This is a genomic window from Pseudomonas sp. LBUM1649 (assembly GCF_059716155.1).
Genome location: NZ_CP166807.1, coordinates 5,898,645 through 5,920,439 on the forward strand (window position 1 = coordinate 5,898,645; position 21,795 = coordinate 5,920,439).

Here is a 21,795-nt window from a genome sequence, read left to right on the forward strand (position 1 = left end):
CAGCTGCTCACTCAGTAACCCTTGCCGGGCTTTTGTTCTTCAACGAGCCAACAACCTGGTTCACCCCCCAAAACCGCAGATGAACCGTCAATCAAGGTCTACGTATTACTCAGTCACGACGCTCGGAGAACCGAGATTAGCCAGGCGCACACTGTTCTGCACTTTCTGGATTTCACCCGGCGAACCGATCGGCCCCATGCGCACCCGGTGCAGTGTCTGTTGATTACGCACGATCGAGCTGATGAACACCGGAGCGCTCACCATCCCGCTGAGCTTGGACCTCAGCAGTTCGGCAGCGTCCGGGTTGGCGAACGCGCCCACCTGCAGATACTGGCCAGACGCTGTTGCAGAAGCGTTTTTTTTTGCATCCAGTTGTACCGGGATAACGGGGGCGGCATGTTGCTGCGGCGGTGGCGTCCATTGCTCGACGGTGCCGGCCGAGGCCGTGATCACCGGGGCGCTATTCTGCGCGACTTTCGGCTCATTGAGCATCAATGGCGCCGGACGGCCTTTGGCGGCCCACCATTGCTGCGGGTCGATGCCTTCGACCTTGACCCGCGCGGTGCCGGTTTCGGCGTAGCCGAGCTTCTTGGCGGCCGCGTAGGACAGGTCGATGATCCGGTCCGAATAGAACGGACCGCGGTCATTGACCCGCAGGATCACAGTCTTGTTGTTGTCCAGGTTGGTCACCCGGACGTAACTCGGCAGCGGCAAGGTCTTGTGCGCAGCACTCATACCATACAAGTCATAGACTTCACCGTTGGCGGTGTTCTGGCCATGGAACTTGGTGCCGTACCAGGACGCTGTACCGGACTGCACGTAGGTCTTGGACTCTTGCAACGGAAAATAGGTTTTGCCCAATACCGAGTAAGGGGCGGCCTTGTACGGGCCGGTGTGCAGGGTCGGCGTGGCATCCGGGATGCGCGTCACATCGACATCCCACCACGGCGCGCCATCCTTGTGTGCGCGGTTGATGTCCAGCCCCGGCGTCGTGCGCACGGCGGTGGAAGACTTCTGCGCTGGCGCGCGGCTGGTCGAACAACTGGCGAGCAGCACTGCCAACGCGGCAAATGCCATCAGCTTCAGGGGTTTATTCATAGGCAATGCCCGCATTACTTGACGCCCCGTGCTTTGACCAGCTGTTCAGACAGTTGATGTACGGCCATGGCGTACATCACGCTGCGGTTATAACGCGTGATCGCGTAGAAATTTTTCAGACCCATCCAGTATTCAGGGCCTTTGTCGCCTTCCAGGCGAAATGCGGTAACCGGCATATCATCGCGCAGCGCATCATGACTTGACCAGCCCAAGGCCCGCAACTCTCCAACGGTTTTAGTCGGCTCGATACCGGTGGTCAAACCTGCGTCCACTTGTTCGCCGCGCACTTCGGCGCGGCTGACCACCGGTTCGCCGGCGACCCAGCCGTGTCGCTTGAAATAACTGGCGACGCTGCCGATGGCATCGTCGGGGTTGTTCCAGATATTGATGTGGCCGTCACCGTCGAAGTCCACCGCGTAGGCGCGAAAGCTGCTGGGCATGAACTGCGGCAAGCCCATGGCGCCGGCGTAAGAGCCCTTGAGGGTCAGCGGATCGACCTGCTCTTCCCTCGCCAGCAACAGGAACTCTCGCAATTCCTTGCGGAAAAATTCGGCACGGGGAGGATAGTCGAAACCGAGAGTCGACAAGGCGTCAATTACCCGGAAATTACCGGTATTACGCCCAAAAAAGGTTTCAACGCCGATAATCGAGACAATCACCTGCGCCGGTACGCCGTATTCCTGCTCGGCACGGGCCAGCACGGCCTCATGCTGACGCCAGAAGTCGACGCCACGGGCAATTCGCGCATCGGTGATGAACATCGGCCGGTATTCGTTCCACTGCTTGACCCGCTCGGCGGGTTTCGAAATGGCGTCCAGGATCGATTGCTTGCGCTGCGCCTCGCGGAACACGCCCATCAACTGCTCACCGGCGAAGCCATAGTCGCGGGTCATCTCACCGACGAACTCGGCCACTTGGGGCGAGCCTTCGTAATCGCCGGCCAACGCTTGCTGCGCAGTACCAAGGATGCTTACCAGGCTGAACCATGGAGCGTATCGAGCCGCCCAGCCACGCATTACTTGCATTGAACTCTTCACCTTATTCAAACCTGCGCGATCCACTTGCGATGGGTATGGATCGACATCAAAACCCCAAACGCTGACAGCAGTGTCACCAGCGAAGTTCCTCCGTAGCTAATGAACGGCAACGGCACCCCCACCACCGGCAACAGGCCGCTGACCATACCGATGTTGACGAAAACATACACAAAAAACGTCATGGTCAAGGCGCCCGCCAGCAGCTTGCCGAACAATGTCTGCGCCTGGGCGGTAATCACCAGCCCACGACCGATCAACAGCAGGTAGATCAGCAGCAGCGCGCAAATGCCCACCAGGCCGAACTCTTCCCCCATAACCGCGATAATGAAGTCGGTGTGGCTTTCCGGCAGGAAATCCAGGTGTGACTGGGTGCCCAGCAACCAGCCCTTGCCGAACACGCCACCGGAACCGATCGCGGCCTTGGACTGAATGATGTTCCAGCCGGTACCCAGTGGATCGCTCTCGGGATCGAGGAACGTCAGGATTCGCTGCTTCTGGTAGTCGTGCATGACGAAGAACCACATGGCGACAGCCACGGGCACGGCGGCCGCCAGCACACTGAGAATCCAGCGCCAGCGCAGTCCACCCATGAACAATACGAAGGCACCGCCCGCCAGAATCAGCAGCGACGTGCCGAGATCGGGCTGACGCACGATCAGAATGAACGGCACGCCAATCAGCATCAGGCTCACGCCCACGTGCTTGAGCTGCGGCGGCAGCGTGCGCTTTGACAGGTACCAGGCGATGGTCGCCGGCATGAGGATCTTCATGAACTCCGAAGGCTGGAAGCGGACGACCCCGGGAATGTTGATCCAGCGTGTGGCACCCATGGCGTTATGCCCCATGATGTCCACCACCAGCAGCAGCATCACCCCGACCACATAACCCAGCGGCACCCAGCGCGCCATGAAACGCGGCTCGAACTGGGCGATGACGATCATCGACACCAGGCCGATACCGAACGAAGTCGCTTGCTTGGCCAGCAGATCCCAGCTTTTGCCACTGGCCGAATACAAAACGAACAGGCTGCCGGCGGCGAGTGTCAGCAACAGGATCAGCAACGGTCCATCGATGTGCAGGCGCTGCAACAGCGTGGCACGGCGGCGCATCACATCCTCGCTGGAGAGCATGCGATCGAAATTATTCATCACGGGCGGTAGCCTCTGCGGTGTTAGGGCTGGCGTATTCGGCTTTGAGATGACCACTCTGATCCAGCAGCCAGGCGTCCATGATTTGACGCACCACCGGCGCGGCCACGCCGGAGCCGGACTCACCGTTCTCGACCATTACCGACACCACGATCTTCGGATCGTCGGCCGGCGCGAAGCCAACGAACAGGGCGTGGTCGCGATGACGCTCCTGGACCTTGGAACGGTCGTACTTCTCGCCTTGCTTGATCGCAACCACCTGGGCCGTACCACTTTTGCCGGCAATCCGGTATTGCGCGCCGATCGAGGCTTTGCGCGCGGTGCCCCGGGCGCCGTGCATGACCTGCTGCATGCCATGGTTGACCCGCGTCCAGTCCGACGGATCGCGCAGGATGATGTCCGGCATCGGGTTCTCATCCACCGGCTTCTCGCCTTCGATGGTCTTGGCCAGGTGTGGACGGTTCCAGACGCCTTTGTTGGCCACCAGTGCCGTGGCCTGGGCCAGTTGCAATGGCGTCGACTGCATGTAGCCCTGGCCGATCCCCAGAATCAGCGTTTCACCCGGGTACCACGCCTGTCGGCGGGTCGCACGCTTCCATTCCCGGGTCGGCATCAGCCCCGGCGACTCTTCGAACATGTCCAGGGAGACCTTCTGGCCAATGCCGAACTTGGTCATGTACGCCGACAACCGATCGATCCCCAGCTTGTGGGCCAGGTCATAAAAATAGGTGTCGTTGGAGCGCATGATCGCCGTGTCGAGATCGACGAAGCCGTCACCGGTACGGTTCCAGTTACGGTACTTGTGATCGTAGTTGGGCAGCATGTAGTAGCCGGGGTCGAACACCCGGGACGAGGCAGTCACCACGCCCGCATCCAGACCGGCAATCGCCACCGCCGGCTTGATGGTCGAGCCTGGCGGGTACAGACCGCGCAGCACGCGGTTGAACAGAGGCCGGTCAATGGAGTCGCGCAGTTCGGAATAGGCCTTTGAGCTGATCCCGGTGACGAACAGGTTCGGATCGAAGCTCGGCTGACTGACCATCGCCAGGACCTCGCCGGTTTTCGGGTCCAGGGCCACCACCGCACCACGACGACCACCGAGCGCGGCTTCAGCAGCTTCCTGCAATTTGATATCCAGGCTCAGGACGATGTCCTTGCCGGAAATCGGTTCAGTACGCTTGAGTACCCGCAATACACGTCCCCGAGCGTTGGTCTCGACTTCCTCGTAACCCACCTGACCGTGCAGCTCCGACTCGTAGAAGCGCTCGATGCCGGTTTTGCCAATTTGATGGGTGCCGCTGTAACTCACCGGATCCAGAGACTTGAGCTCTTTCTCATTGATCCGCCCCATGTAACCCACCGAGTGCGCAAAGTGCGCGCCCTGCGGATAGTGACGCACCAGTTGCGCGACCACTTCCACCCCGGGCAGGCGGAACTGGTTCACGGCAATCCGGGCGATCTGCTCTTCGGTCAATTCAAACAGGATCGGCACCGGCTCGAACGGCCGTCGCCCCTGGCGCATGCGTTTCTCGAAAATTACCCGGTCCTCGGGCGTCAACTCCAGCACCTCGACGATCACATCGAGCGCTTGCTGCCAATCGCCAGAGCGCTCGCGGGTCATGCTCAGGCTGAAGCTGGGCCGGTTGTCGGCAATCACCACGCCGTTGCGGTCGAAAATCAATCCGCGAGTCGGCGGAATCGGCTGCACATGAACGCGGTTGTTTTCCGACAGGGTCGAGTGGTATTCGTACTGGATGACCTGCAGGAAATACAGGCGCGCGATCAGCACACCAATCAGCAGCACCACTGCAATGGCCCCGAACACGACGCGGCCACGCACCAGACGGGCGTCTTTTTCGTGGTCCTTGATGCGGATCGGTTGGGACATGAGGGCAGAACTACTTGTGGTAAGGGTGGCCGGACAAGACTGTCCAGGCACGATACAGCTGCTCGCCGATGAGGATTCGCACCAGCGGGTGCGGCAACGTCAGCGGTGATAGCGACCAGCGCTGATCGGCACGGGCGCAGACTTCCGGCGCCAGCCCTTCGGGGCCGCCGACCATGAAATTCACCGTGCGCGAGTCCAGCCGCCAGCGATCGAGCTCGACCGCCAGTTGCTCGGTACTCCAGGGCTTGCCGTGGACTTCGAGGGTGACAACGCGCTCGTTCGGCCCGACCTTGGCCAGCATGGCTTCGCCTTCCTGACGGATGAAGCGCGCCACGTCGGCGTTCTTGCCACGGGTATTGAGCGGTATTTCCACCAGTTCCAGCGCCAATTCGGACGGAAGACGCTTGGCATATTCATGCCAGCCTTCTTCCACCCATTTGGGCATGCGTGAACCGACGGCGATCAGTCGCAGTCGCACAGCCGTTCCTTATTCCTGGTCTTTGTTGAGCTTGGTGAAATGCTCATGACCGACTTCAGGGCTGTGGTGTTTGCCATCAGCGGCACGGCTCTGCTCGGCACCTTTCCACAAGCGCTCCAGATCGTAGAACTGGCGGGCATTGGAGGTCATCATGTGGACGATCACGTCGTCCATGTCCAACAGTACCCAGTCGCTGTCGCCCTTGCCTTCTTCGCCCAACGGCTTGACGCCCAGGGCCTTGACCGCTTCGCGGACCTTGTCCAGCATCGCGCCGATCTGGCGGTTGGAGGTACCCGTGGCGATGATCATGTAGTCGGTGATGCTCTGCTTGTCACGGACATCGATCACCAGCACATCCTGGGCCTTGACGTCTTCCAGGGCAGCGACGGCGATCTTGACCAGCTCGTCGCCTTTAGGTGCCTCGGCAGCCAGGACCTTCTCAGGCAGCGGGGCACTCTTGAATGTGCCTTTGCGCTTAACTTTGTTTACTTCGTTGTTCGTCATATAAAACTCGTTTTGCTCGTTTGTTCGGGCGCTTCAATACACGTTGTTGCCACGTGCCTTGAGGCACTCCTATTCAGTTCGACGCACGGTAGAGTCCGTGCGCATCGATGTAGGCCAGGACCGCGTCGGGCACCAGGAAACGTACCGACTTACCGCTGGCCAGCAGTTGACGGATCTGGGTGGCGGATACCGCGAGCGGCGTCTGCCAGACGAATGCAATCTGTCCGCTCGACCCTTTGAGGGCCAGCGGGTCGCTCACCGAGCGCGCTGCCAGCAGGTTGCGCAAGGCATCCGGCGGTTCGCTGTCGGCATCCGGGCGTTGCAACACCAGGATATGGCAATGCTGGAGCAACTCTTCCCAGCGGTGCCAAGTGGGCAGGCCGCAAAATGCGTCCCAGCCCAAAAGCAGAAAAACCTGGTCATCCGCGGCCAGTTCGGCGCGCATCAGTTCCAGGGTATCAATGGTGTAGGACGGTTTGTCCCGCTGCAATTCACGGGCGTCCACCACCAACGGTGCCACTCCGGCCACCGCGCATTCGACCATCGCCAGCCGGTCCTTGGCCGACACCTGCGGCGTACCCCGATGGGGCGGCCTGGCACTGGGCGTCAGGCGCAGTTCATCGAGCGCCAGCGATTCGGCAACTTCCAGCGCACCACGCAGATGGCCGACGTGCACCGGGTCGAAGGTCCCGCCCAGTACGCCGATGCGCTTGGGTCGAGGCACGCTGGCGGTTACCGGGGCTGGCGGGTCGAAGTCGCCCAAGTCAGACCGGCTCCTGTCCGCGCAACTGGCCATCACCGACCACCACGTACTTCTCGCAGGTCAGACCTTCGAGACCGACCGGGCCACGGGCGTGCAGCTTATCAGTAGAAATGCCGATCTCGGCACCCAATCCGTATTCGAAGCCATCGGCGAAGCAGGTCGGGGTGTTGATCATCACCGACGAAGAATCGACTTCAGCCACGAAACGCCGGGTGTCGCCCTGGTGTTCGCTGACAATCGAATCGGTGTGATGGGAGCCGTAATGGTTGATGTGCTCGATGGCCTGGTCGAGCCCGTCGACCACGCGGATCGACAGGATTGGCGCCAGATACTCGGTGCTCCAGTCCTCTTGCGTGGCCGGCACGGCATCGATGATTGCCCGGGTGCGTTCGCAGCCGCGCAGTTCGACGCCTTTTTCGCGGAACTGGGCAGCCATCGGCGCCAGGAAATCTTTCGCAACGGTTTGATCGACCAGCAGCGTTTCCATCGCACCGCAGATGCCATAGCGGTAGGTCTTGGCGTTGAACGCGATGCGCTGGGCTTTCGCCAGGTCGGCGTGCTCGCTCACGTAAACGTGGCAGATACCGTCCAGATGTTTGATCACCGGCACCCGGGCGTCACGACTGACCCGCTCGATCAGGCCACGGCCACCACGGGGCACGATGACGTCGACGTATTCAGGCATGCTGATCAGTGCGCCGACGGCAGCGCGATCGGTGGTTTCGACCACTTGCACCACGGCGGCCGGCAGATCGGCCTCGGCCAGGCCGCGCTGGATGCAGGCGGCGATGGCACGATTGGAATGAATGGCTTCGGAGCCGCCGCGCAGGATGGTAGCGTTGCCGGACTTCAGGCACAGGCTGGCCGCATCGATGGTCACATTCGGTCGCGACTCGTAGATGATCCCGATCACGCCCAGCGGCACGCGCATCTTGCCCACCTGGATACCCGACGGACGATAACTCATGTCGCGGATCGCGCCGACCGGGTCGGGCAGCGCCGCAACCTGCCGCAGACCAACGATCATGCCGTCGATACGCGCCGGGGTCAGCGCCAGACGCTCGAGCAGGGCCGGCTCCAGACCATTGGCGCGACCAGCCGCCAGGTCCAGCTCATTGGCAGCGGTCAATTCGCCGCGGGCAGCATCCAGCGCATTGGCAGCCGCCTGCAACGCGCGGTTTTTCTGCGCGGTGCTGGCACGGCCGATGACGCGGGAAGCCTCGCGGGCAGCGCGACCCAAACGGGTCATGTAGTCAAGAACGGACTCAGTCATGGTCTAGAGTGGTCTTTGATAAGGTCTTGGTAAAGAGTAAAGCGGCAGATTATAGCTGTCGCGTCCGCCGACTAACAGCGGTGACGGGCGGATGGTCGAAATCGAGGGCAATTTGCCGACGTTCAGCCGGGATTAAGCTGCAAATTGTTATCATCACGACTCACTCAGCCTTGATAAACGCTGCCCCTCATGTACAACCTGACTGTTCGTGCGTCCTCCGCGAGCCTGCCCAAGGGCCTCCCAGACGCGTTTTTCGACCGCGATGCGCAAATCCTTGCCCGGGAATTGCTGGGCAAAGTCATCCGTCATCGTGTCGGCGATCTGTGGCTCAGCGCCCGGATCATCGAGACAGAAGCCTACTATTGCGCAGAAAAAGGCAGCCACGCCTCCCTCGGCTATACAGAAAAGCGTAAGGCTTTGTTTCTGGACGGCGGGCACATCTATATGTATTACGCCCGCGGCGGCGACTCGCTGAACTTCAGCGCCCATGGTCCGGGTAACGCGGTGCTGATCAAGTCGGCCTACCCTTGGGTCGACGAACTGAGCGGGCCTTCGAGTCTGGCGCAGATGCTGCTGAACAACCCCGACGCCCAGGGCCGCCCTCGCCCGTCGCAAAAGCTCTGCGCGGGGCAAACTCTGCTGTGCAAGTCCCTGGGCTTGAAGGTACCGGTCTGGGACGCCAAGCGCTTCGACCATGAGGTGCTACTGGTGGAAGACGTCGGCCAGACGCCCTCCCATGTTATCCAGGCCGCGCGCCTGGGTATTCCCCATGGGCGCGACGAACACCTGATGTACCGCTTCGTCGACGCGGCCTATGCCGCCTATTGCACGCGGAACCCGCTGCGACGGGGCCAGGTCGAAGGTCGCGATTATTTTGTGCTGTCCTGAACAATGAAAATCCCTGTGGGAGCGAGCCTGTGGCGAGGGGATTTATCCCCGTTGGGCCGCGAAGCGGCCCCAGAACTCCTTCAGGTAAACCGAGTTGACTGGCTTTGCGACTGCTTCGCAGCCGAACGGGGATAAATCCCCTCGCCACACAGACTCGCTCCCACAAGGGGCACTTGAACATTCAATGGAGTTGTTTTTATGGGCCCATGGCTCGATAGCGTGACCGGTTGGTTAACAGCCAACCCGCAATGGCTGGCGGCAGCGGTATTCATCGTGGCCTTTGTGGAATGCCTGGCGATTGCCGGTCTGATCGTGCCTGGCACGGTGTTGCTGTTCGCCGTGGCGGTACTGGCCGGCAGCGGCGCACTGTCGTTGAGTGAAACGCTGCTGCTGGGGTTTCTCGCCGGAGTGCTTGGCGACGTGGTTTCGTATTTCCTCGGCCGGCATTTCCATCAGAACATCCGGCGCCTGCCAGGCTTGCGTCATCACCCGGAATGGATCGCCGGCGCCGAGGCGTATTTCCAGCGCTATGGTATCGCCAGCCTGCTGGTAGGACGCTTCATCGGGCCCTTGCGCCCCATGCTGCCGATGGTCGCCGGGATGTTCGACATGCCATTCCCGCGATTCTTCGCGGTCAGCCTGCTGGCCGGCGCGGGTTGGTCGGTGGCGTACCTGCTACCGGGCTGGGCCACGGGCGCGGCGATTCGCTTGCCACTGCCCGAAGGCTTCTGGCCTGAGGCCGGAATCGTCGCCGGCAGCATTGCGCTCATGGTCGGGCTGAGCGCAACCAGCAGCCTGCGCCGCCATCGCAAGGCCACGGTGCTCATTGCCGGCATGAGCTTCCTGATTCTGGCAGGCCTGTTTATCGGCTATCCGCACCTGAACGCCCTCGACCAGGGGCTGATGACCCTGGTGCAGGAACACCGCAGCCCGATGCTCGATGAAGCGGCGGTGGTCTTCACCCTCATTGGCGAATTCCGCAACATGCTGATCTTCAGCGCCCTGCTGGTGGTACTGCTGCTGATTACACGGCAATGGCGGCAACTGATCTTCGCCACCGCCACCCTGCTCTGCACCGCGCTGGGCAACACCCTGACCAAACACTTCTTTGCCCGCGTGCGCCCGGAGGTCTTGAGCGACCCGCTGACCAGCTACAGCATGCCCAGTGGCCACGCATCCGGGTCGTTTGCGCTGTTCCTGACCCTCGCCGTACTGGCCGGCCGCGGACAACCCCCGCGCATGCGCCTGACCTGGCTGTTGGTGGCATGCCTGCCAGCGCTGGCGATTTCCCTGTCCCGGGTATACCTAGGTGCACACTGGCCGACGGACGTGCTGGCGGGCGCGATGCTGGCATCGTGCGTCTGCGCGGCAAGCCTGTGGCTCAGCCAGCGCCAGACCTCGCTCAACGCCATGCCGCCAAAAATCTGGTGGCTGGTGCTGCCGTCGCTGGTGGCATTGTTCGGGTTCTTCGTATTAAGGCATTTGCCGCATACGATGTTGCGGTATGCGTATTAGTCAAATACGGGACATGTGTTCACCCGAGATCAGGCCGGCCGGTCGGCCGCCTCGCTCTTGCTTTGGCTTTGGCTTTGGCTTTGGCTTTGGCTTTGGCTTTGGCTTTGGCTTTTGATTTTCTTGCCCCCTCACGCCCTGAGCCTATCCGTCAACCTGTGACGACCGCCATCGGCGCCTCTACCAAAGTTGATCCATGCCGCGTCGAAGCCTCTGGGAGATTGTTGTCTGAGTACATATCCATTGCTGCGGTAACGGCCACCTATGGTTTCGCCCTTACGGCGACTCACTTTTCCAAACGCCGAAAAGTAAGCAAAAGGCTCTTGCCCCACCACTCGGTGCCTCGCTGTGGCTCGGCATGCCCTCACTCCGGCATTGCTCCGTGGGTCGCCGCGATGGGCCATCCATGGCCCAGCGCGGCTAAACCGGCGTCCTGCCGGTTTACCCACTGCGCAATGCCTGCGTTCGGCCATCGTGGTTTAACGGGGCGCCCAGATCTAAAGCCAAAGCGAGGCGGCCTGACAGCCGACCTAACTTTTGTAGATACCCCCAATCCCCTGTGGGAGCGAGTTTGCTCGCGATGGACGTCAACGATAACGCGCCCTGTCTGGATGAACGCGTTGTCTGGATGTTCATCGCGAGCAGGCTCGCCCCTACAATGGGATCGCGGACAGACCTGTAATCAGGTCGGCTTTCAGGCCGCCTCGCTTTTGCCGTTGCTTTGGCTTTTGATTTTCTTGCCCCCTCACGCCCTGAGCCTGTCCGTCAACCTGTGACTACCTCCATCGGCGCCTCTACCAACGTTGATCCGCGCCGCGTTAAAGCCTGCAAGTAAGCCATTTCGTCATAGACGGTGCCGTTTTTCCAGCAGCGATAGACGATTCTGATCCACTTGAAAGCAAGTGCTCTCAGGGTCGCCTGGTATGAGCAGCCTTTAGCCCGCTGCTGCCGATAATAAGCCTCGGCCCACGTTGATTGAGTGATGCTGTGAGCGGCCCATTCGACAAAGGTCTGACGCAAGAAGGTTGAGCATTGGTAGCGCCAATACACGACTTTCTTCTTTCCGCTACGCTCGGTAACGGGTGCGATTCCGGCATATCGCTGCATCGCATTGGCGTCGCTAAATCGATCACGCTGTTCACCAAAAGCCACCATCAGGCGCGGCGCAAGATGTTGGCCGGCGCCAGGGAGTGCCTTAAAGATCGGGTAATCGGCCAAGGTGCTGGCCGTTTCTTCGATCTCGCGATCAAAATCCTTGATGGTGGAAAGGAGCCCTTTGAGTTGCGACGCCAAGGCTGTTGCGTACAACTGCGAAGGACGTATTACCCCCGGGTCCTGTGTCAAAGGCATCGCTTGGGTGATGATTTCCCAGCGCGTTTGATTGAGTTGAGCGTGACGAGCGTTGTGCTCATTAAAGAACTTGAGAAAAGTACTCTGGCGAGAACGCTTGATGTGCTCAAGCGTGGGCCAGCGCATCAGAAAGTCACAGAACACCACGGTGTCATGACTGCTAAACAGCTCCAGGGCCAATGGATAATACTGTTTGAGCGTACAGATCAAGCGGTTGCTGACCTTCACTCGCTCATCAACCAGTGCACGTCGATGTTCTGTCAGGCTGGCCAAAATACGCATGGCCGGGCTTTGCGGCATCAGCTGCGCAAACCGTTGGGGATAGGTGAGCAACAACTCAAGCGCCCATTGAGCATCGGTCGGATCATCCTTGGCACCGCTGCGGACAAAGGTTTTACGGTGTTTGGCCAAGGTGCTCGGATTGATTGGAAACAGGCAAAAGAACTCGTACTTTTGCAGGGCCGCCACCAACGGGCCCTTGTTGAGCTCAAGAGCAATCGCGATCGGAGCGCCGTAGCGCTCAAACAACGATTTCGCCCAACGATCAATCGATTGGGGTGTGTGGTCGATGACAGAGAAGTGCCGCCGGGTTTCCCCCGCGACCTGCAAACACACGTCATGCTTGGTATCTGCCCAATCTATTCCGACATAAGCAGTGAATTTCTGAGACAGGAGCGTTTGCATCAACAACCTCCACAGGCGCTAAAGTACATGCAGGAACATGCATGCTTACGTCCAGCGAAAGCGATATAGAGAGCCGTGTCGGGCTTTCCCTGAGTATTCGTTAGAGGGCGCAAGCGCACCTGTGGGCTCGAAGGTGAGGAGGTAATCATCGCGTGCTTGAGAGGCATATTCGTAGCCCACAGGTGCATGCTCCTTCCCTTGATTAAAACTGACTTCCAGACACCGAAGTATGGAAGAGGAAAGGAACGGACAACCTATATCGAGAGGCCGAGTGGAGGTTCTGCGCAGTGGGCAACCCGGCATGGATGCCGGGTTAGCCGCGCTGAGCCAAGGATGGCCCATCGCGGCGGGCCCACGGAGCAGGACCGGAGCGAAGCACCGAACGTCAGGGGCAAGAGCCCTTGGTTACTTGGGGCCGGGCGGCGTTCCGTGCTTCCAAGTGACTCGCCGTAAGGGCGAAACCGTAGGTGGCCGTTACCGCAGGAATGGATATGTACTCAGTCAACAAACAATAGGTCGGCTGTCAGGCCGCCTTCGTCGGAACGCCACCCGGAGCAAGCCCGCTCCCACAGTTGATTCGAGTACATCCGTCAAAGCCAGGTCGGCTATAAGGCCGTCATCGCTGGCAAGCCAAGTGACCTGAGTGGACTTCAGGCAAACAACTCACCCTGCAACTCATCGAGCAACGCCTGAATCGCATCCAGCCGCTGCTGCGGATCATCAAGTTGCAACAGGTCGATCTTGTCCACTTCAGCGAAGGGCAACAGGTACGCCAACTGGTTGGCCAGTGATTGCTGCCCGTTCGCTTCGGTGCCCATGTTCAACGCTTCGACCATCGGGTGCTCGGCCAGGGCCTTGAGCAAGGCCACCAGATCGGCGTCTTCGTCCTGCAGCGGTTGCTCGGGCTCGTCCTCCAGCCATTCGACCTCGGCAAGGATCAGCTGGTCGCGCTGGACTTCGGTCGTCAACACGCTGAACCGTCGCCCGCCCTCAACCCGAATCCCCAGCAGGCCATTGTCCTGCTGCTGAAAATCGGTGATACGCGCTTCACAACCGACCAGGGCAAAGCCCTGGGGCGCGATACCGACTTCGCTCCCCTCAAGGATGCACACCACGCCGAAGCCGCCGCCCTGTTTCATGCAGCGACCGATCATGTCCAGGTAACGTGCCTCGAATATCTGCAGGTCGAGGATGCAACCAGGAAACAGCACCGTGTTCAGCGGAAAAAGCGGCAGACTCATAGACATATTCCTTACACCACCATCGACACCGCCAACGGCAGGAATACCGCCGTGGCCACGCCCATCAAACTCATCGCCAGCGCCGCGAAGGCGCCACATTCGTCACTTTCCTGCATCGCCACCGCAGTGCCTACCGCGTGGGCGGTCATGCCCAGTGCCATGCCGCGGGCCTCGGGGCTGTGGACACCGAGCCGGGTCAACAGACTCGGGCCGAAGATCGCCCCGATCACCCCGGTGATCAGCACGAACACCGCCGCCAGCGCGGCGACGCCGCCAATCTGCTCGGCCACCAGCATGGCGATAGGCGATGTCACCGATTTCGGCGCCATGGTCATCAGGATCATATGTTCGGCCCCGAACCACCAGCCCAACAGCACCCCCATGCACGTGGCGACCACACCGCCTATCACCAGCGTAGTAAATATCGGCCAGAACAACTGTCGAATCCGCCGCAGATTGAGGTAAAGCGGCACGGCCAGCGCGACCGTCGCGGGGCCGAGCAGAATGCTGAGGATCTCAGTGCTCTTGCGGTACTCGGCGTAGGTCAGGCCGCAGCCCACCAGCACACCGATCACCAGCAACATGGAGACCAGCACCGGCTGCAAAAAGATCCAGCGGGTTTTCTCGAACGCCGCCAGCACCAGCTGATAGGCGCCGAGCGTGATGCCGATGCCGAACAATGGATGATGAATCACCGACGTCCAGGCGCCGTGCCAGTCAAGGATCATTTGCCGTCCTCAGGGTGAATATGGCGCTTGGCCATGCGCTGCATGAGGACTCCGGCGAACGCCATCGACAGCAACAATGACAACACCAGCGCGCCGACAATGGCCCAGAAATCGGCAGCGATATCCGCGGCGTACACCATCACCCCCACGGCCGGTGGCACCAGCAGCAACGGCAGGTAGCGCAGCAGGCTGCTGGCTGCAAGGTTCAGCGGCTCGCCGACCTGGCCACGACCGATCAGAAATATCAGCAACAGCAGCAGACCGATAATCGGCCCCGGCAGGAAGGGTAAAAACAAATGGTTGATCGCGGTGCCGAGCAATTGGAACAGCACCAGCCAGGTCAGGCCACGTAACAACATCAAAGATCTCCCGCAAATCCGTCACCCGCATAGGCCCACGCATTATAAGCACGCTTGCGCAATGGATCGGCATTCGCCATAAGCATGTTCAGTTGACTGCGGCGTTTTGCCATGTTGATCTAAAGTGGTAATCCGGGAGGTCAAATCCCCCCACCTTAAAACTATAAAATCGATGAACCCAAGGAGAGTCTCAATGCCCTATGTTCCAGTTGCAGAGCTCAATGATTATGTCGGTAAGGAACTCGGACGTTCCAAATGGCTCACTATCGATCAGGAGCGCATCAACCTGTTCGCCGAAGCCACAGGGGACCATCAGTTCATTCACGTAGATCCGGTCAAAGCCGCGCAAACGCCCTTCGGCAGCACCATTGCCCACGGTTTCCTGTCGCTGTCGTTGATTCCAAAATTGATGGAAGACATCCTCGTCATGCCGCAAGGCTTGAAGATGGTGGTCAATTACGGCCTGGACAGCGTGCGTTTCATTCAGCCGGTCAAGGTCAATTCGAAAGTGCGCCTCAAGGTCGAACTGTCCGAGGTCACCGAGAAAAAACCCGGCCAATGGCTGCTCAAGGCCATCGCCACACTGGAAATCGAAGGCATGGACAAACCGGCGTACGTCGCCGAATCCCTGTCGCTCTGCTTCGTGTAAGCCCTCCCGGATGCGAAGCAGCACACGCTGTTTCGCTCCTGCTGCTTTTCTACCGGCTGTTTATGGACACATAGCTGCGGCATACTCGATCGCCTAATTGCCCGGAACCCGCTATGCGCCCACTTGCACTCCTCGCCTTGACCCTGATGCTCACCGCTTGCAGCGACGGCGAATCGCTATTGCCCGCGGACGCCCGCCTGCCGGACGGTGGACGCTATCGCGGTGACCTGGTCAACGGATTGCTGCAGGGCCAGGGCCGCATCGACTACCCGAACGGCAGCTGGTACGCCGGCGAGTTCGACCAGGGCCAATGGCATGGCCAGGGTGAGTGGCATGGCAGTAATGGCGAGGTCTATCGGGGCCAGTTCAAGCAAGGCCTGTTCGATGGCCAGGGAACCCTGACCACCAGCGGCGGCAGCTACAACGGCGGCTTCAAGCTTGGCCGACGCGACGGCGAAGGCACCCTCAAAGAACACGGCATGATCTACCGCGGCGAATTCAAGGCCGATCAATACTCAGGGCTCGGCCGCCTGGAGCTCGAAGATGGCAGTGCCTATCAGGGCCAGTTCGCCCACGGCAAGCCCCACGGCGAAGGCCAACGCAGCGACGGCAGCGGCAATCAATTCACCGGACACTTCGTCGACGGTCAGCTGGAAGGTAATGGAACCTTCAATAGCGCCGAAGGTGACATCTATGTCGGCGGGTTCAAAAACAACCAATTGCACGGCAAGGGTCGTTATGAAAACGCCGACGGCGACGTATGGCTGGGTCAATTCAAGGACGGCTCGCTCAACGGCAAGGGCGAATTGATCGGCGCCGACGGCAGCCATTACATCGGCCACTTCAGCGATTGGCGCTTCACCGGCCAAGGCCGCTTGAACTTGGCCGACGGCAGTTTCTACACTGGCCAGTTCGACAACGACAGTTACTCCGGGCGCGGCACCCTGGTGCTCACCGACGGCGCTGTGCTCAGTGGCACCTGGATCAACGGCCAGCGCGTGCGCGACGCCGAGGGCAAATTGCTGCCCGACTCCCTCGAACTTGGCTTGCTGGCCCAGGGACGCTTGCTCGAAGAGGCGCTCACCAACGTTCCAGCCTCGACCCCGGCGGTGGAGCTGTACACCCTGACCCTTGGCGGCGACGGCAAGCAGAGCGTGTTCCTGCGCGAATCCGACTATGTTGCGAACATGCTCACCAGCCGCTTCGGCGCCTATGGCCAGATCCGCCTGGTGAACCATCGCGACCACCTCGGCGACCGACCGATGGCCACCCGGGAAAACCTGCGGCGAGCCGCCCTGACGCTGGCCGAACGCAGTGGCCCGGAAGACCTGATTTTCATCTACCTGACCAGCCACGGCACCAGCGAGCACGAACTGGTGCTCGACCAGCCGCGCATGGAACTGGCCGATCTGCCGGCCGACGAGCTTGCCGTCGTCCTTGCCCCACTGAAAAACCGCGACAAGATCATCGTGATTTCGTCCTGCTACTCCGGCGGTTTCATCCCCGCCCTGAAGGACGACCGCACCCTGATCATGACCGCCTCGCGAGCTGACCGCGTGTCTTTTGGCTGTTCCGAAGAAGCCAACTTCACCTACTTCGGCGATGCCCTGTTCGCCCGGGCGCTGAACCAGACCGATGATCTGGAGCAAGCCTTCAAGCTGGCCAAGGCCACCGTCGCCGAGCGCGAGCTGGCGGACAATTTCGAAGCCTCCGAACCGCAGATCTGGGCGCCTAAAACCGTGCTCTCCCACTGGCAACTGTTACGTAGGCAGCAGGCACGAAAAGCCCTGCAAAGTGTCTCCATTGACAGCAAGGATGCAAAGAACAACTAAGCTGAACAGTATCAAGGGAGAAACACTATGTACTTGACGCCTCAGCACGTATTGCTTGCCGGAGCCACCGGTTTGACCGGTGAACACTTACTTGATCGCTTGCTCAACGAGCCAACGATATCGCGAGTATTGGCCCCCTCGCGCCGGCCATTGGCCGAGCATCCCCACCTGGAAAACCCGGTGGGTAACCCTACTGAGTTTCTGCCGCAATTGAACGGCCGGGTCGACATCGCCTACTGCTGCCTGGGCACCACCATTAAACAGGCCGGCTCGGAGCAGGCGTTTCGCGCGGTGGACCTGGACATGGTGGTGGCGTTTGCCAAACGTGCCAGGGAGATGGGCGCACGGCACCTGATCGTGATCAGCGCCCTGGGGGCCGATCGCAGATCCTCGATTTTCTACAACCGGGTCAAAGGCGAGATGGAACATGCCTTGCGCGCGCAGGACTGGCCGCAGCTGACCATCTGCCGTCCGTCGTTGCTGCTGGGCGAACGCACCGAGCCACGCCTGGGCGAGCAGTTCGCCGGGCCCTTGTCGAAATTGATTCCCGGCAAATACCGAGGCATAGAAGCCTGCCAATTGGCCCGCGCGATGTGGCGCCTCGCTCTGGAGGAGCAGGATGGCGTGCGGATTGTCGAGTCGGATGAGTTGCGCAAGTTAGGCAAATAAATCAAAAGATCGCAGCCTGCAGCAGCTCCTACAGGGTGTACACCTTCCCAATGTAGGAGCTGCCGCAGGCTGCGATCCTTTGTCTTTACAACCCACCTGTCGCCTGAAAACTCACGCCGATCACCGTCAGCAACGACAACGGCAACAGCAGCGTGTCGAGCAATGCACTGGCCGGCAAATCAACACCCGGATAGCTCGGTGCCTCGGCGCCGAAACGGTCCATTGCGCAACAACCGCCATTCAACGCATACAAATCCAGCCGCGTCCCGGAGTACACCACTGGCGCTCCCGGCTTGGCCGCATCCAGCGTCCGCGCCGTGGCACACCCCGCCAGCTGTAACGCCAACATGACCACCAACAACTTATTCATCGCAGGTCTGATGGTATTCGCCCCAACGCGGCAGCATGTCCTGAGGAATGTTCAGCAGATTGAGGATCCGCGCCACAACGAAATCGATCAGGTCGTCGATGGTTTGTGGCTGATGATAGAAACCCGGCGATGCCGGCAAAATCGTCACGCCCATGTTCGACAACTTGAGCATGTGCTCCAGGTGAATGCTCGAGTATGGCGCTTCACGGGGCACCAGAATCAGCTGGCGGCGCTCCTTGAGCGTGACATCGGCGGCACGTTCGATCAGGTTGTTACAAGCACCCGTCGCGATGGCCGACAGGGTCCCGGTAGAGCACGGCACCACCACCATCGCTGCCGGCGCGCCGGAGCCCGAGGCCACCGGCGACATCCAGTCTTCCTTGCCGTAGACCCGAATCTGCCCGGCGGCGGCACCGGTGTACTCAGTGAGGAAGGCTTGCATCGCCTGTGGCTTGGCCGGCAGCGTGACGTCGGTTTCGGTGGCCATCACCAGTTGCGCGGCCTTGGAAATCAGGAAGTGCACTTCGCGGTCTTCGCGCACCAGGCAATCGAGCAGGCGCAAACCGTACTGGGCGCCGGAAGCGCCAGTCATCGCCAGCGTGATGCGATCCGGGCCGTTACTCATTTAAGCGCCTCGGCCAGCTTGCCGTGCAGGCCGCCGAAGCCGCCGTTGCTCATGATCACCACGTGGGTACCCGGCTGGGCCTGGCTCTTGACCCGCTCGATGATGCCTTCCAGCGAGTCGCTGACTATCGACGGTACGGTGCAGAGCGCAGCGGTGCCTGCCAGATCCCAGCCGAGATTGGCCGGTGCATACCAGATCACCTGATCGGCATCGACGACGCTCTCCGGCAAGCCGTCACGGTGCGCGCCAAGCTTCATGGAGTTGGAGCGCGGTTCGATGATCGCAATCAACGGCGCATCGCCGATACGTTTGCGCAGGCCGTCGAGCGTGGTGGCAATGGCCGTCGGATGGTGTGCGAAGTCGTCATAGATGGTAATGCCACGCACCTCCGCGACTTTTTCCATCCGTCGTTTCACGCTTTTGAAGGCGCTCAATGCAGCGATGCCCATGGCCGGCACCACGCCAACATGGCGCGCCGCGGCCAAGGTGGCCAATGCGTTGGCCACGTTATGCTGGCCGGTCATATCCCACTCGACCACGCCTTGAGCGACGCCTTCGAACATCACTTCGAACTTCGAGCCATCGTCGCTGAGCAGCTTGACCTGCCACTGTCCGCCCGCACCGGTGGTTTGCACCGGGGTCCAGCAACCCATCTCGATGACGCGCAGCAAGGCCGGTTCGGTGGTCGGATGAATCACCAGACCTTCGCTCGGGATGGTCCGTACCAGATGGTGGAACTGCCGCTCGATTGCCGGCAGATCCGGGAAGATATCGGCGTGGTCGAACTCGAGGTTGTTCAGGATTGCCGTGCGCGGACGGTAGTGAACGAACTTGGAGCGCTTGTCGAAGAACGCGCTGTCGTACTCATCGGCCTCGATCACGAAAAACGGCGTGTCGCCCAGGCGCGCCGACACCGAGAAGTTCTGCGGTACACCGCCGATCAGGAAGCCCGGGCTCATGCCCGCGTGCTCCAGCACCCAGGCGAGCATGCTGCTGGTGGTGGTCTTGCCATGCGTACCGGCGACCGCCAGGACCCAGCGGCCTTGCAGCACGTGGTCGGCCAGCCATTGCGGGCCGGAGACATAAGGCAGGCCTTTGTTCAGCACGTACTCGACCGCCGGGTTGCCTCGCGACATGGCGTTGCCAATGACCACCAGATCAGGGGCCGGCTCCAGTTGCGCCGGGTCGTAGCCCTGGGTCAACTCGATGCCCTGCGCCTCGAGCTGAGTGCTCATCGGCGGGTAGACGTTGGCATCGGAGCCGGTCACGTGATGGCCGAGCTCTTTGGCCAGAACCGCCATCGAACCCATGAAAGTGCCGCAGATACCCAGAATATGAATGTGCATAGTCGACCTCGTAAAACATGGCCGAAGGTTAGCGTAGGGAGGGGGAAATCGCACCTTGTGTTTAAGCTGACCTATGATGCTTTCCCATGCGCGATCGCAACATCCAGAATCACCTGGCATCAGAATGCGCTGTTGCAGGCTCGATTTGCCTTGATAATGCCACTTGTCCCTTGAACGTTCACATGGAGCATGTTCGTGAAGAACAACACTTCCCAGATCAACATCGCACCTGCCTCAGGCACGAAAAAACGTTCCGCCGGACAGCGAAAATTCAACGGGCTTATCAAGAAGATCGAAAAACAACGCTTGGTGCTTCAGGAATGGCAAAACGCTACCCCCCTGTACTTCGAACGCTGGCATCTCGAGTTCGCCCCCCAACTCGACCAATATCATCAATGCAAAATTGAGCTTGTGCATGTCCTGGATCATCTCAGCGAACGGATCAAACTTTCGAAAATCGATCGCCAGACCCTGATTCAGGAGATCTTGGACCAAGCTTACTCGTTGATCGATAGCGGCTGTAACGAGGAGCAGGAAGCCGCTTTGAAAGCGCTCTACAACAAGCGTAGCGGTGGTGACTTCGACGCAGATGAGCTTGAAGGAGACGAGTTGCTCAAACTCGGCCTAAAAGACATATTCGGTGTTGAGTTGGACGATGTCGATATGCAGTCCCCTGAAGACATTGCGCAAAAAATCCTCGAACAGCAGCAAGCCGAACAAACCGCACAGCAGCAAAAACCGGGTAAAAAAAACGTACGCCAGCAACGCCTGGAAGCGGATGCCGCTCAAGTCAGCCAATCTTTGCGCGAGGTTTACCGCAAACTGGCCAGTGCCCTGCACCCCGACCGGGAAACCGATCCGGACGAGCGCAAACGAAAGACATCACTGATGCAGCGCGTCAACCGAGCTTATAGCGAACGGAACTTGCTTGACCTGCTGCAACTGCAGTTGGAAATCGAGCACATTGATGCGGGCACTCTTGAAACACTTTCCGCTGATCGACTCAAGCACTACAACCAGGTCCTGACCGAGCAACTGCATGAGTTGGAACTGGAAGTGCTCAACCTGGAGATGTCTTTCAGGCAGCAATTCAATCTCGAGCCGTTCGATGAGTTATCCATTCAGAACCTGCCGGACATCTATCAACACCAACTCGACATACTGAACATTGACATCGAAGAGCTTATCGCTCTGTGTGAGGAGCTCAAGGATCCTAAAACCCTGAAATCATGGCTCAAGGAAATACGGCAATATGAGAAGGCCATGGAACTGGATGACGGTCTGTTCGATGATTTCCCGGATACATTTTTTCGCTGAGCCACCGTCGTTCAGTTTTACTCAACCACATGTTCC

At 60.0% G+C, this 21,795-nt stretch carries 21 protein-coding genes; 6 read left to right on the forward strand and 15 right to left on the reverse strand.

Annotated elements, in window-relative coordinates:
• Nucleotides 1–105: 105 nt before the first annotated feature.
• From ACA058_RS27325 to ACA058_RS27360, 8 genes are all read right to left on the reverse strand, one after another.
• A complete protein-coding gene (locus ACA058_RS27325; RefSeq protein WP_497636722.1) occupies nucleotides 106–1,113 on the reverse strand; it encodes a septal ring lytic transglycosylase RlpA family protein in 1,008 nt (335 codons plus the stop codon).
• Nucleotides 1,113–2,123, reverse strand: coding sequence for a lytic murein transglycosylase B (gene mltB / locus ACA058_RS27330; protein WP_497636723.1), 1,011 nt, complete (start codon nucleotides 2,121–2,123; stop codon nucleotides 1,113–1,115). Before mltB ends, ACA058_RS27325 begins: the two co-directional genes overlap by 1 nt.
• Before the next feature lie 17 nt (nucleotides 2,124–2,140).
• Nucleotides 2,141–3,244: a rod shape-determining protein RodA gene (gene rodA / locus ACA058_RS27335; protein ID WP_497640015.1), complete on the reverse strand. Its 1,104-nt coding sequence runs from the start codon at nucleotides 3,242–3,244 to the stop codon at nucleotides 2,141–2,143.
• Nucleotides 3,245–3,275: 31 nt separating this feature from the next.
• Complete coding sequence (gene mrdA / locus ACA058_RS27340) at nucleotides 3,276–5,171, reverse strand: penicillin-binding protein 2 (RefSeq protein ID WP_497636724.1); 1,896 nt, start codon at nucleotides 5,169–5,171, stop codon at nucleotides 3,276–3,278.
• A 10-nt stretch (nucleotides 5,172–5,181) separates the two neighbouring features.
• Nucleotides 5,182–5,649 carry a 23S rRNA (pseudouridine(1915)-N(3))-methyltransferase RlmH gene (rlmH, locus tag ACA058_RS27345; RefSeq protein ID WP_007937439.1) on the reverse strand — a complete coding sequence of 156 codons (468 nt, stop codon included), beginning with the start codon at nucleotides 5,647–5,649 and terminating at the stop codon, nucleotides 5,182–5,184.
• Nucleotides 5,650–5,658: 9 nt separating this feature from the next.
• The gene (gene rsfS / locus ACA058_RS27350) at nucleotides 5,659–6,153 is read right to left on the reverse strand and encodes a ribosome silencing factor (protein WP_497636725.1); all 495 of its coding nucleotides are present in this window, start codon (nucleotides 6,151–6,153) and stop codon (nucleotides 5,659–5,661) included.
• Between the two features lie 73 nt (nucleotides 6,154–6,226).
• Entirely contained in the window at nucleotides 6,227–6,949 is a 723-nt protein-coding gene (gene nadD / locus ACA058_RS27355) for a nicotinate-nucleotide adenylyltransferase (protein ID WP_497636726.1), read from the reverse strand.
• A complete protein-coding gene (locus ACA058_RS27360) occupies nucleotides 6,918–8,189 on the reverse strand; it encodes a glutamate-5-semialdehyde dehydrogenase (protein WP_497636727.1) in 1,272 nt (423 codons plus the stop codon). Before ACA058_RS27360 ends, nadD begins: the two co-directional genes overlap by 32 nt.
• A gap of 189 nt (nucleotides 8,190–8,378) precedes the next feature.
• Here ACA058_RS27360 and ACA058_RS27365 point away from each other — a divergent pair, with 189 nt between their 5' ends.
• Together ACA058_RS27365 and ACA058_RS27370 are read left to right on the forward strand one after the other, a co-directional pair.
• A complete protein-coding gene (locus ACA058_RS27365; RefSeq protein ID WP_497636728.1) occupies nucleotides 8,379–9,077 on the forward strand; it encodes a DNA-3-methyladenine glycosylase in 699 nt (232 codons plus the stop codon).
• 198 nt (nucleotides 9,078–9,275) lie between these two features.
• Complete coding sequence (locus ACA058_RS27370) at nucleotides 9,276–10,592, forward strand: bifunctional DedA family/phosphatase PAP2 family protein (protein WP_497636729.1); 1,317 nt, start codon at nucleotides 9,276–9,278, stop codon at nucleotides 10,590–10,592.
• A gap of 762 nt (nucleotides 10,593–11,354) precedes the next feature.
• Here the strand turns inward: ACA058_RS27370 and ACA058_RS27375 are convergent.
• The 4 genes from ACA058_RS27375 to ACA058_RS27390 all read right to left on the reverse strand — a co-directional run bounded on the left by ACA058_RS27375 (nucleotide 11,355) and on the right by ACA058_RS27390 (nucleotide 14,951).
• Nucleotides 11,355–12,623, reverse strand: coding sequence for an IS110 family RNA-guided transposase (locus ACA058_RS27375; protein WP_497635127.1), 1,269 nt, complete (start codon nucleotides 12,621–12,623; stop codon nucleotides 11,355–11,357).
• A 650-nt stretch (nucleotides 12,624–13,273) separates the two neighbouring features.
• Nucleotides 13,274–13,864, reverse strand: coding sequence for an LON peptidase substrate-binding domain-containing protein (locus ACA058_RS27380; RefSeq protein WP_497636730.1), 591 nt, complete (start codon nucleotides 13,862–13,864; stop codon nucleotides 13,274–13,276).
• Between the two features lie 11 nt (nucleotides 13,865–13,875).
• A complete protein-coding gene (locus ACA058_RS27385) occupies nucleotides 13,876–14,592 on the reverse strand; it encodes an LrgB family protein (RefSeq protein ID WP_008065952.1) in 717 nt (238 codons plus the stop codon).
• A complete protein-coding gene (locus tag ACA058_RS27390; protein WP_497636731.1) occupies nucleotides 14,589–14,951 on the reverse strand; it encodes a CidA/LrgA family protein in 363 nt (120 codons plus the stop codon). The genes ACA058_RS27385 and ACA058_RS27390 overlap by 4 nt, the downstream gene beginning before the upstream one ends.
• A 193-nt stretch (nucleotides 14,952–15,144) precedes the next feature.
• Between ACA058_RS27390 and ACA058_RS27395 the strand changes: the two genes are divergently transcribed.
• The 3 genes from ACA058_RS27395 to ACA058_RS27405 all read left to right on the forward strand — a co-directional run bounded on the left by ACA058_RS27395 (nucleotide 15,145) and on the right by ACA058_RS27405 (nucleotide 18,101).
• Complete coding sequence (locus ACA058_RS27395) at nucleotides 15,145–15,600, forward strand: MaoC family dehydratase (protein ID WP_497636732.1); 456 nt, start codon at nucleotides 15,145–15,147, stop codon at nucleotides 15,598–15,600.
• A 113-nt stretch (nucleotides 15,601–15,713) separates the two neighbouring features.
• Nucleotides 15,714–17,432 (forward strand): C13 family peptidase, encoded by a 1,719-nt coding sequence (locus ACA058_RS27400; RefSeq protein ID WP_497636733.1) that lies wholly within the window; start codon nucleotides 15,714–15,716, stop codon nucleotides 17,430–17,432.
• Between the two features lie 27 nt (nucleotides 17,433–17,459).
• Nucleotides 17,460–18,101 (forward strand): oxidoreductase, encoded by a 642-nt coding sequence (locus ACA058_RS27405; RefSeq protein WP_497636734.1) that lies wholly within the window; start codon nucleotides 17,460–17,462, stop codon nucleotides 18,099–18,101.
• Between the two features lie 85 nt (nucleotides 18,102–18,186).
• Here the strand turns inward: ACA058_RS27405 and ACA058_RS27410 are convergent, their stop codons facing one another.
• The 3 genes from ACA058_RS27410 to mpl are packed head-to-tail and all read right to left on the reverse strand — an operon-like array spanning nucleotide 18,187 to nucleotide 20,442.
• Nucleotides 18,187–18,471, reverse strand: a complete 285-nt coding sequence (locus ACA058_RS27410) for a YceK/YidQ family lipoprotein (protein ID WP_497636735.1) — start codon at nucleotides 18,469–18,471, stop codon at nucleotides 18,187–18,189.
• On the reverse strand, nucleotides 18,464–19,096 hold the full coding sequence (ubiX, locus tag ACA058_RS27415; RefSeq protein ID WP_497636736.1) for a flavin prenyltransferase UbiX: 633 nt from the start codon (nucleotides 19,094–19,096) through the stop codon (nucleotides 18,464–18,466). Before ubiX ends, ACA058_RS27410 begins: the two co-directional genes overlap by 8 nt.
• Nucleotides 19,093–20,442, reverse strand: coding sequence for a UDP-N-acetylmuramate:L-alanyl-gamma-D-glutamyl-meso-diaminopimelate ligase (gene mpl, locus ACA058_RS27420; protein WP_497636737.1), 1,350 nt, complete (start codon nucleotides 20,440–20,442; stop codon nucleotides 19,093–19,095). The genes ubiX and mpl overlap by 4 nt, the downstream gene beginning before the upstream one ends.
• A gap of 195 nt (nucleotides 20,443–20,637) precedes the next feature.
• Between mpl and ACA058_RS27425 the strand changes: the two genes are divergently transcribed.
• The gene (locus ACA058_RS27425; protein ID WP_497636738.1) at nucleotides 20,638–21,759 is read left to right on the forward strand and encodes a J domain-containing protein; all 1,122 of its coding nucleotides are present in this window, start codon (nucleotides 20,638–20,640) and stop codon (nucleotides 21,757–21,759) included.
• Nucleotides 21,760–21,795 lie beyond the last annotated feature (36 nt).